Genomic DNA, 11,121 nt, shown 5'->3' on the forward strand with positions numbered 1-11,121 from the left:
TTCTCGCCATTTTAAAGAAAAAATCGAAAGAAGTTCATGTTCCAACACGATCCACTTCCGCTTGGAGGGTGCTATGTAGGGTATTGATTTGATTTTGTAGTCGCGAAACCAAATCTTCATTTGTCGTAAAAGAAACAATCTCTTCTGACATCGATTTACGATCAAGGATGGTAATCTCACCCTTTTCTAAAAACCCTTTCCCAAGCGTGAGCCGAATCGGAAAACCAATGAGCTCCGAATCTTTGAATTTAAAGCCCGGCCCTAGGTCACGGTCATCCCAAAGCACATCAATCCCTGCTGCCACTAGTGCATTGTAAATGGATTCAATTTTTGCAATGTCCTCTGGATTTTTGGCAATACTCACCAAACAGACAGTAAACGGTGCAATAGATACTGGCCAAAAAATACCCTTCTCGTCATTACATTGTTCAATAACAGTGGCCATACATCGGTTCACACCAATTCCGTAACAACCCATAGTTGTTACGGTGGCTTTCCCTTTATCATTCAAAACAGTGATATCAAATGCCTTGGAATACTTTTGGCCTAATTTAAAGATATGGCCGACCTCGATCCCTTTTTCTGCAGTGAGACCAGTTCCACAGTTAGGACAAGGGTCTCCAACTTTGGATTGTGATACATCAATTTTTGTCACTTCCTCTACTTTAAAAAAGTCGTTTAGCTTAACTCCTGCTAGATGGTGGTCCACTTCATTAGCACCGGAAATATATCCAAAACTCCAATCGACAAGTGAATCAATGATGATTTTGAGTGATTCTGATTTTGGAAATCCTGGCCCAATGAATCCAGGAACAAGGCCCAACTTTTCCATTTCAGCCGAACCCATAGGTCTTAGTTCATTACAACCCAAGTGGTTTTTTAGTTTGTTTTCATTGAGTTCTCGGTCACCTTCTAAAAAGACTAAAACATAGGTTCCGTCCGCCCATAAAGCAACCGCTTTTAACATATTTTCTTCTTTGGTTTTGATAAACTCAGCAACTTCTGTAATTGTTTTTTTAGAAGGTGTATGGATTTTGCCACTACCAACAAACTCTTGTTTTACTGCATTTGATTTCCGAATCACAGGAGTTTTTTCAATATTTCCAGAATATTGGCAAGAAGGACAAATCGTCAGTGTTTCTTCACCAATCGGTGACACTACCATAAATTCCTCTGACGCAGACCCACCCATATTTCCAGAGTCTGCTTGTACTGGGATTGTAGAAAGACCCATCCCCGCAAAAATCCTTCGGTAGGTTTTACGCATCGTTTGATAGGTTTTATCTAAAGATTCATCATCTAAATGAAAAGAATAGGCATCCTTCATCGTAAATTCACGAGAACGAATCACTCCAAATCTCGGACGAATTTCATCTCTAAATTTTGTATGGATTTGATATACATTAATCGGTAAGTCTTTGTAAGAACGAACCATCGGTTTCACAAGCACACAAAACGATTCTTCATGAGTGGGTCCAAGACAACTTTCATTGTCATGACGATCTTTCAAACGAAACATCTCTTTTCCCATTTTGTCCCAACGACCAGACTCTTTCCAAATTTCACTCGGTGTCAAAATGGGAAGTTGGAATTCCAAGGCACCAGCTCGGTCCATTTCAGAACGAACAATACCTTCAATTTTTTTTAATACCCTAAGTCCAAGTGGAAGATAAGAATATAATCCCGCTGCAGATTTACGAATGAGACCTGCTCTTGTCATCAGTTTATGGGAAGCGACAACTGCATCTTGTGGATCTTCTTTTGCCGTAGGGATCAAATAGGAACTAGCTTTCATCAATCTTTTCTCTTTTATTTATATAAACTAAACGTAACAAAAATTAAAAAATACGCATCACATCATTAAACGAAACATAAAGCCCAAGTCCAATGAGAAAGAAAAATCCCAATCGAAAGATTGCTTCGATCGCTTTTCTGGGAAGTGGTCTACCCGTAATAGCTTCATATGCATAGAGAACAATATGTCCGCCGTCAGCCATTGGGATAGGTAGTAAATTCATTACCATAAGCGCTAAAGAAATCTTTGCAACAAAGTCAAGATAAGTGAACCAACCATACTCCAAACTAATTCCTGCAATTTGAACAATCCCAATCGGCCCAGAAAGATTTTCTTTGGGAGAAAGAAGCCCAGAAAACAACATTCCAATCCCTTTTAACGTTGTGGATACGTTTTCATAAACTTTCGTGGAAGCACCCACTAATGAGGAATATACGGTTGATTCTTTTTGCAGTTTTTCTGCTTCAAATTTCATTGAGGCACGAAAGCCAAGTAGCCCAATGGGTTTCAAATTGAGATCGGCAGAATATTTCATATTCCCAATCCAGATATCTTTTCTACCTGCTGATTGTTTTAAGTATTCGGAAAAGGCATCTGCTTTTTCAAAGGTTTTGTTATCAATTTTTAAGTTTGAAAGACGATTTTCAATTTCTGCATCATAACTGTCCAAACGGAAGTATGGAATCCCCAGTTCGGAAAACTTTGGATGACGGATATCCCAAAACTCAAACACATTAGCGCCTAATACAGGTATTTGGATCGTTACCGTTTCAGTGGCCCAAGGAGTGAGGAGTGGATAGGTTTTTCTTTCTACTACTACAGGGATAGTTTTTCCCTGATGTTTCCCTAGTTCCGTTTGTAACTCAGGAACGGTGTGAACATCCACACCGGCCACTTGCAAAATCATATCTCCATCTTTTAAAAAAGATAAGGCACGTCTCCGAAGGGACTTTTCTCTTTCTTGGATTTCTCTTTGTTTTAAGAGTTCTTCTGGAATTTCATCTTTTCGTTCTTCGATTTTTTCTTGGAAATATGCTGAAGATTTGTCATCACGATCTAGTAAGTTTGCTATAAAGTGGCTGAGTTGTTCCCCATAAGTAAAGGTCGCCACTACCCTTCTTTCTCCAAATGGCATCACTCCAATAGTGGGATGCCCCCCTGCAGAATATAAATTTGGTACAATTTGTACGGTTTTATTTACCCCAGCTCTTTCAAAAGTCACTTCCACAGGATCTCCCGTGGTCAAACTCACATTGGTAAAAATATCTTCGAAACTCTCTGTTTTTTTCCCATTGATGGATATAATTCGATCCCCCGTGCGAAGCCCTGCCGTATAAGCGGGACTCGAAACCTTACTTGCATCTTCGATAAAAATCCGATTAGAAGATGGGCTATCTCCTGAGAGTTCCAAAATAAACAACAAAATAAAACCTAACACTAAATTAGCGAACGGCCCACCAAGAACAGGAATCATTCGGCGAAGTGGTGGAGTAGAAAGTAAATCCCCTTGCCTTGGTTTTTTATTTTTAGAATAATCATCCCCGCGAAAAAGTACATATCCTCCAATGGGAATGGCAGTAATTTGATAGATGGTTTTCCCAATTCTTTTTTTCCAAATTCCTTTCCCATAACCCAGAGAAAAAATCCGAGCTTCCACACCGACTAACTTTCCACATAAGAGGTGCCCCAACTCATGGATAAAAATTGAAACCGCTAACATGAATACGGCCCCGAATATCATGATGATCATATAGTCACTCCCCCTCTCATAAATTCTTTTTGAATGAATTCGCGTGTTTTCTGATCTTTTTCTAAATATCCTTCCAAGTCACTTGGGAAGGTATTGGGAATTTTGTTTAATGCCGATTCGATTAACTTTGGAATGGCGGTAAAAGATATTTTTTCATCTAAAAATAAAGCTACGGCTTCTTCGTTAGCAGCGTTAAAAACGCAAGGCGCCGTCCCGCCAGCCCTTCCTGCTTGGAAAGCCAAACGAAGGCCAGGATAACGTTTGATATCGGGTGGGAAAAATTCTAAAGTCTTCCATGTTCCAGGTTTTCTTTCCATCAACATTTTCGGTGTTGGTGTTGGATAAAATAAGGAATGGGCAATGGGATAAATCATATCGGGGTGGCTCGTGTATTGTAAACAAGCCCCATCCATCGTTTCAATGATTCCATGCGTGAGAGATTGTGGGTGGATCACCACTTCAATCTCATCATAAGAAAACCCAAATAAATAGTGAGCTTCGATCACTTCGAGACCCTTATTGATAAGTCCCGCAGAATCCACTGTGATTTTTGGTCCCATTGACCAAGTAGGGTGATTTAACGCCTGTTTTACGGATACATGTTCCAATTCTTCAATAGGTAGAGTTCGGAAACTTCCTCCCGATGCCGTAAGTGTGATGGCACGGATATTGGATCTTTTTTCTCTTTCAATCAATTGAAATAGTGCATTGTGTTCCGAGTCAACCGGTACCATCAATGTATTGTATTTTGCCACCAAACGATTGATGAGTGGCCCAAAAGTCACGAGTGTTTCTTTATTTGCGATGGCAATTTTTTTACCAGCTTCGATGGCTGCAATGGTGGGCCTCACTCCTCTTGCTCCAACAACTGCAGTTACCACAACAGAGACAGAAGATAGCCGAACCAAATCGGATAATGATTCCTCTCCATAGAGAACGGTAGTGGATTTGTATTTAGAACCCAATACCCCTTCTAACTTGGAATCGGTGATAGAAATCACTTCTGGAGAAAATTCATCGATGAGTGATTTCGCAAGATCTAAGTTTGAATGAACCGAAAAACTACGTAAAAAAAAGGAATCTTTAAATTGGCGGAGTACCTTCACAGTCGAAGAGCCAACAGAACCAGAAATTCCTAATACAGATACTCCAACCATCTAAGTCTTAGACCGATCCTGAACTGAGAATCAGACCGGGTATCCGAGAATTCCCTTAAATAGGAAATAATAATAAATCACAGGAACAGTAAATAAAAGGGCATCAGCCAAATCAAGAACACCACCATGACCAGGAATCAAACTTCCTGAATCTTTGATTTTAGCATCTCGTTTCATTGCAGACTCCGCCAAATCACCCATCACAGAAATGATAGAAACCACAAAGGCCACGATCACGGATTCAATCACTCCAATCGGTAATTTCACACCACTAAAATGTTCCCAAGTGGCATTTAGAATTTGTACACCTACAACTGCAGTGATATTTCCCGTCACATAACCTTCCCAAGTTTTTTTGGGAGAGATCTTAAGGCCTGCAGGATGTTTTCCAAACCAACGACCACCAAAGTAGGCCCCTGCATCACTCATAAAAGTAATCACGGAAACTAAAAAGATATAATACGCGCCAAAAGGGAATGCGAGTAGAAGTAAAAAATGTCCGATGGGAATCGCCAAATAAACAGGACCGAGAATGGTAGCACTGGCAGAAAACAATGCACCATCTAACGGGCGTTTCAGAATTTGCAAAATCCAAACAGTGAGAGAAAGTGTGATGAGTAAAAAAGGAATCGGATGGAATCCTTCTCTTAGAACCTTAGACAATTCCAAAACAAAAGCAGGAGGTGTGACTTCAAATTGAAGTCCTAAAAATTGAATGTAGTAAACAGTAAAAATTAATAGCGAAAACAGAAGTCCCGTTCCAAAAAAAGGTTTGGAATCTTCCCTTCTGCAAAACGCATACAGCTCTTTTAAACCCAAGTAGATGGTAACACAACCGAACAAAAAGAACTCAAGATAATACCAAGAGCTATGAAATATCATAAAAACATATACAAATGTTAGTACAATTGCAGAAAGGATACGGAGTGTTGTCTCACTCATAACAAACCACCAAATTTACGTTTACGGGAATCAAAAAAAAGAAGGGCTTCTTCTAAAGAAGTTCTTCCAAAGTCCGGCCAAAGTGTATTCGTAAAATACATTTCAGCATAAGCACTCTGCCACAATAGAAAATTGGAAATCCTTTGTTCACCCGCAGTTCTGATCAATAAATCTACCGGCGGCAAAGGGAATGTATACAAATATTTTTCAAATTCTTTGGTTGTGATGGGTTTGTCCAAAGAATCTTTTTTGGACTTCCGTGCAGCCATCACACGTGAAAAATTACTGAGGATCTCTTCGTGTCCACCATAGTTCAGACAAAAGTTAGCAGTCAGTTTTTTATTTTTTTTTGTCACTGCCATTGCGTGGTCAATCTTTGCGAGGACCGTTTTGGATAACTTATTTCTTGCTCCACTGTGGTGGATGCGGATGCCTTTTTTGTGGATGGTGTCGAGTCGAGTCTCTATGAATTCGACTAACAAACCAAAGATGGCTTGGATTTCCGTAATGGGGCGTTTCCAATTTTCTGTAGAAAATGCGTATAGGGAAACAGCGGGAATTTTATATTCTAAGGCCACATCTAAAAGGCGATCAATTGCGTTTGCCCCTTCTCTATGGCCTTCGGTTCTTTTTTTCCCTTGGCTTTCCGCCCACCTTCCATTTCCGTCCATGATGACAGCAATGTGAGCAGGGATTGTGTTCAACTTCATAGGAAATTAAAGAGTAGTGATCTCTTTTTCTTTTTCCTTTTCCAAATCTCCCAATTTGGCAACATAAGAATCCGTAATTTTTTGGATTTTGTCTTGATGGCCTTTTAATTCATCTTGGGACATTTCTGCCTGGTGTTTTTTTAATTCATCGTTGGCATCACGACGGATATTACGAATTGCAACTTTTTTTTCTTCGGCCTTTTGTTTGACCACTTTTGCAAGTTCTTTCCGTCTTTCCCCTGTTAGCTCGGGGATGTTGATACGAATACTAGAACCGTCGTTATTTGGCGTAAGCCCAAGACTCGCTGCAAAAATTGCCTTTTCAATGTCTTTCAACATTCCTTTTTCAAAGGGAGTGATGAGAATCACACGTGGTTCCGGGCAGGCAATTTTACCTAGTTGGTTTAAGGGGGTGAGTGTTCCATAATAATCAACTCTCACATCTTCAACCATCATTGGACTTGCTTTTCCTGTACGAATAGTACCAAAGTCTTTTTTCAAAGCTTCCACTGTTTTGTCCATTTTGGACTGCATTGATTTTATAATTTCATCTACCATCTAGAATCACTTCCTCTGCATTGGAGATGAGTGTACCAATAGGTTCCCCATCGATTAATTTTCTTAAATTACCTGCTTTAAAAATATCAAAGACAATGATGGGCATATTATTGTCCATACATAGACTGAGAGCAGTTGAATCCATAACCTTTAGGCGGTGTTTGATGGACTCCATAAAAGAAACTTCTAAGTAACGTTTTGCACTTGGATCTTTTTTAGGATCCGCAGTGTAAACTCCGTCAACTTTTGTGGCTTTGAGAATCACTTCACATCCCACTTCCACAGCGCGAAGGGATGCCGTTGTATCCGTTGTAAAATAAGGATTTCCTGTCCCACCAGCGAATATAATCACACGATTTTTTTCTAAATGGCGAACAGCACGTCTGCGAATATAAGGTTCTGCTACGGATTTCATTTCGATGGCGGAAAGAACTCGGGTAAACATCCCTTGTTTTTCGCATGCATCTTGTAAGGCGAGACCATTCATGATAGTGCCAAGCATACCCATATAGTCTGCGGTAGCTCTATCCATTCCAGACTTAGCCAAAGTTTCTCCGCGGATCATATTTCCACCGCCGACAACGACAGCTACTTCCAAACCTAAGTCATGAACTTCTTTGATTTGTCCGGCAAGTGAGAATGTTTTGTTGGTATCAATACCAAGTTCACCCTCACCGGCGAGAGCCTCGCCGGAGATTTTAATTAGGATGCGTTTAAAACGCGGACTAGTTCCCACCTACTTGGAACCTCGAGAACCTACCAACAGTAATGTTCTCTCCAAACTTTGCAATGGCTTCTTGCAGAAGGTCATTGATCGTTTTGGAGTTGTCGCGAATTGATTTTTGGTGAATGAGACAAATCTCTTCGAAGTATTTTTTCATTTTACCAGGAAGAATTTTTTCGATTTGGTCTGCTTTTTTGCCTTCTTTTTCTAGAAGCGCTTTTTGCACACTCATCTCGTTGTCTACTTCAGACTTAGGGATGGATTCCTCATTTACGTAAAGAGGGTTCATCGCAGTGATTTGAAGAGCGATCTCTTTTCCAAGAGCCTCAAACGCTTCATTGTTTGCAACGAAGTCAGTTTCACAGTTAAGTTCCACAAGAACCCCTGTTTTCCCGTTTCCGTGTACGTAAGCGATGACTTTTCCTTCACCGGTTTCGCGACCTGCACGTTTTGCTGCTTTCGCTAAACCTTTTTCTCTTAAATAAGTAACTGCTTTTTCAATATCGCCACCCTTTTCTTCGAGGGCTTTTTTGCAGTCCATCATCCCCGCGCCCGTACGTTCACGGAGGTCTTTGATTTGTTCGGAGCTAACTGCCATTACTCTTTACCTTCTGTTGCTGGTTTTGCTTCTGTTTCTGCTGCCACTTCGGCTGCTTTTTTTGCCGCTTCAGCATCCACAGGGATGTCTTTTGCCACTGGAGGAAGTTCATCGTCCATAATGAATTTTCCAGACTCATCATACTCACCTTGGTATTCAAGAGCAAGTTGTTCTGCGTCCATATCTTCAGCAAAATTAGTTTGGATGACTTCACCACCAGTTCCTTCAAGAACTGCATTTGCCATTGTATCAAGAAATAAGGAGATAGCGCGGATCGCATCATCATTACCTGGAATTGGGTAATCAATTGGCTCTGGATCACAGTTCGTATCAATCACTGCAAACACTTTCAAACCAAGTTTTTTTGCTTCACTGACAGCAATTTCTTCTTTTTTAGGATCGATCACAAAAAGAATTTCTGGCACAACTGCCATATCTTTAATTCCACCAAGTGTTTGGCGAAGTTTCTCTAACTCACGTTTGAGAGAGAGTGCTTCTTTTTTAGTTCTAGCTTCTTGTTCGAAGGAGTTATTCTCTTCCATTTGCTCTAGTCTTTTCAAACGAGCAATAGACTTTTTCACAGTGTTCCAGTTAGTAAGAAGACCACCTAACCAACGGTTAGATACATAATACATGTTACATGCTTGTGCTGCTCTTTCAATTGCACCACGAGCTTGTTTTTTGGTTCCAACAAAAAGAACTTTCTTACCTTGACCGGTAAGTTTTTTCAAAGCATCGTAAGCTTCTTTTGTCTTTTGAACTGTTTTTTGAAGGTCAATGATGTGGATTCCGTTACGAGCCGTATAAACATAAGGACTCATTTTTGGATTCCAACGACGTGTTTGGTGACCGAAGTGTACGCCTGCTTCTAGCAGACTCTTCATAGAAATTACTGACATAGTTACCCCTTTTTTAGTGCGAGATATCCAGACGCTACAAGACCAACGATACTTGCAGGGGTTAGCTGGAACTCGACTTTAATTATGTAAAGCTCTAGAGATACTGGTGATTCGAACAAAAACCGAGAGAGATATGTTGTGCCAAGAAGTCGGTCAAGGACCACTCCCGCCACAGCTCCCGCCATCAGCCCCAAAAATAACACGAGAAGTAGGTTCCCGATTTGGGTTTTGTTCATCCAAAAGCACCTTTATCAAGCTTCCCTGTCAGAATTTGGAATTTAGGCAGATTGTCAAGGGGAAAGGAACAAGATGGGCTTCGAAAAGTGGGTTCCAGGGGACCCATCTCTGATTTTTAGCGAGTGTGGGCGGCTCCAAGCCCTTCCCAAAACCACATTCTATCGGATCAAGGACCTGGCTCTCCGTTCCAATCTCCGATTTCCACTGCGATCCCTGCCGCAGGATTTAGACTCTTTAACGAAGTCCCGAACAACCACCTGGCCCAAATTAGTTATTTATTTTTCTAAAACAAAAACAATTCTGTAGCAATTGTTAAATGGTGCTAAAAAGCACTAAATCATCAAACTGGGAACAGTTGTCATCGAACCTCAAAACTCGATCGGATTCAACCAAAAGAAAAAAAGGAAGTGTGAAACTACGAAATCTGATCTAACCAAAACTTTTACCTTGATCGAAGAACGAACAGTAGCCGCAGTTTACGAATCTTCCGGATTTATATGCATCGAATATTATTAGTTGCGACAATTTGCCTTTCCTTGTTTGGAAGTCTCTATTGCCGAAATCAAAATTTCCTTCGCAAAATAGAGCTCCCGCAAAAAGAATACCCATACACCAAACGATTGCCCTTTATAGCTAACTTTTGTGACAGCAATTTTATCTTTCAAAAAGACTCAATTCAAAACTTAGAACTCATTTCCATTTGGGACGATGGCAAATTTTGAAATCAATTTTTAACTAAGGAACCATTCGATGCCATTGAAGATTTAAATATTTACCAATCCCATGATTATTTTTGGGAGCTCAGACTGATCCCATATTTTTCCAAATACAATTGCAGCGAATACCACATAACGGGTTACCTACTTTATTTCGATCAGGCCACCAAACAAAAGCTAGCAAAAACCATAGGGAAAAAACGAAAAGAAATCCCTCCTGATCTACCGATCATGATCACTCGTGAATACCAATTGGTAGATTTGGAAACGATCCGAAAAATTAATAAATCAGAATCAAAAGAAAATTTCCTTAATACCAAATATACAACGGCACAAAATCCCCATGACCCTTTTTCCCCAAAAAAAATCTGGGAACCAAAACCTAAATCAGAAATCAGCATTTTACCTAACGAAAGACTGATTGATTACTGTTTAGAATTTTCTTTTGAATGTGTCACAGACCCAAACTACTTGGGCGAAATTCAGTTAAGGAATAGAAAGGACAAAAATCAAAATGCCGGCATTCCCGGCTTTTCCTCCAACCTGCAAACAAAAATCCAAAAAATAGAGGAAGAAACTTATTTTGGTTGTTATTGCCGCAAAGAACCTAACCTCTCTATTTACCAAAACTGCCCAATAGATCAATTCGGATTAGATTCAATTTGCAAAAGAAAAAATGATTGTTTAACAAACGTTACCAACGAAAAAAGAAAACGCTGCCAAACTCAATTTAAAGAAGACCTTTACGTCTTACTGAAAACCAAAGAATCCAAAGATCAAATACACCAAAACAAAGATAACTTTGATCGAATGATTTTTTATACAAAGAAATTCTGGGCGATGGAAGTATTAAAAGAGTTAGGCGAATCAATAAATTAAATACTATTGGATTATCCTAAAGTTTTTTTTGCATCTAAATTTATTTTAAATGAAATAATTCTCCTCTCAATAAAACAACTAACAATATCTCTGCATTTAAAACAAGACAAGCATACATCCAAAAAAATAGAAACTTTTATAAATCAGAATAGTCTA

12 protein-coding genes are annotated in these 11,121 nt (G+C 39.7%); 2 read left to right on the top strand and 10 right to left on the bottom strand.

What is annotated here, in order from left to right:
• Nucleotides 1-34: 34 nt before the first annotated feature.
• The 10 genes from ND811_RS12100 to ND811_RS12145 are packed head-to-tail and all read right to left on the bottom strand — an operon-like array spanning nt 35 to nt 9,369.
• Complete coding sequence (locus tag ND811_RS12100; RefSeq protein ID WP_265352373.1) at nt 35-1,795, bottom strand: proline--tRNA ligase; 1,761 nt, start codon at nt 1,793-1,795, stop codon at nt 35-37.
• Between the two features lie 43 nt (nt 1,796-1,838).
• On the bottom strand, nt 1,839-3,545 hold the full coding sequence (locus ND811_RS12105) for a site-2 protease family protein (RefSeq protein ID WP_265352372.1): 1,707 nt from the start codon (nt 3,543-3,545) through the stop codon (nt 1,839-1,841).
• The gene (gene dxr / locus ND811_RS12110; protein WP_265352371.1) at nt 3,542-4,702 is read right to left on the bottom strand and encodes a 1-deoxy-D-xylulose-5-phosphate reductoisomerase; all 1,161 of its coding nucleotides are present in this window, start codon (nt 4,700-4,702) and stop codon (nt 3,542-3,544) included. Before dxr ends, ND811_RS12105 begins: the two co-directional genes overlap by 4 nt.
• A 30-nt stretch (nt 4,703-4,732) precedes the next feature.
• Nucleotides 4,733-5,644: a phosphatidate cytidylyltransferase gene (locus tag ND811_RS12115; RefSeq protein WP_265352370.1), complete on the bottom strand. Its 912-nt coding sequence runs from the start codon at nt 5,642-5,644 to the stop codon at nt 4,733-4,735.
• On the bottom strand, nt 5,641-6,354 hold the full coding sequence (locus ND811_RS12120) for an isoprenyl transferase (protein WP_265352369.1): 714 nt from the start codon (nt 6,352-6,354) through the stop codon (nt 5,641-5,643). Before ND811_RS12120 ends, ND811_RS12115 begins: the two co-directional genes overlap by 4 nt.
• Nucleotides 6,355-6,360: 6 nt before the next feature.
• On the bottom strand, nt 6,361-6,912 hold the full coding sequence (gene frr / locus ND811_RS12125; protein ID WP_265352368.1) for a ribosome recycling factor: 552 nt from the start codon (nt 6,910-6,912) through the stop codon (nt 6,361-6,363).
• Nucleotides 6,902-7,648, bottom strand: coding sequence for a UMP kinase (gene pyrH / locus ND811_RS12130; RefSeq protein ID WP_265352367.1), 747 nt, complete (start codon nt 7,646-7,648; stop codon nt 6,902-6,904). The genes frr and pyrH overlap by 11 nt, the downstream gene beginning before the upstream one ends.
• Nucleotides 7,638-8,234: a translation elongation factor Ts gene (gene tsf / locus ND811_RS12135; RefSeq protein ID WP_265352366.1), complete on the bottom strand. Its 597-nt coding sequence runs from the start codon at nt 8,232-8,234 to the stop codon at nt 7,638-7,640. The genes pyrH and tsf overlap by 11 nt, the downstream gene beginning before the upstream one ends.
• Nucleotides 8,234-9,133 carry a 30S ribosomal protein S2 gene (rpsB, locus tag ND811_RS12140; RefSeq protein ID WP_265352365.1) on the bottom strand — a complete coding sequence of 300 codons (900 nt, stop codon included), beginning with the start codon at nt 9,131-9,133 and terminating at the stop codon, nt 8,234-8,236. Before rpsB ends, tsf begins: the two co-directional genes overlap by 1 nt.
• Before the next feature lie 2 nt (nt 9,134-9,135).
• Entirely contained in the window at nt 9,136-9,369 is a 234-nt protein-coding gene (locus ND811_RS12145) for a hypothetical protein (protein WP_002974969.1), read from the bottom strand.
• Between the two features lie 498 nt (nt 9,370-9,867).
• On the opposite strand from ND811_RS12145, the gene ND811_RS12150 reads away from it, so the two are divergent.
• Together ND811_RS12150 and ND811_RS12155 are read left to right on the top strand one after the other, a co-directional pair.
• Entirely contained in the window at nt 9,868-10,092 is a 225-nt protein-coding gene (locus ND811_RS12150; RefSeq protein WP_265361175.1) for a hypothetical protein, read from the top strand.
• 225 nt (nt 10,093-10,317) lie between these two features.
• Complete coding sequence (locus ND811_RS12155) at nt 10,318-10,965, top strand: hypothetical protein (protein WP_265352364.1); 648 nt, start codon at nt 10,318-10,320, stop codon at nt 10,963-10,965.
• Nucleotides 10,966-11,121 lie beyond the last annotated feature (156 nt).

Origin of the sequence: Leptospira soteropolitanensis (assembly GCF_026151655.1) — a bacterium.
GTDB lineage: Bacteria > Spirochaetota > Leptospiria > Leptospirales > Leptospiraceae > Leptospira_A > Leptospira_A soteropolitanensis.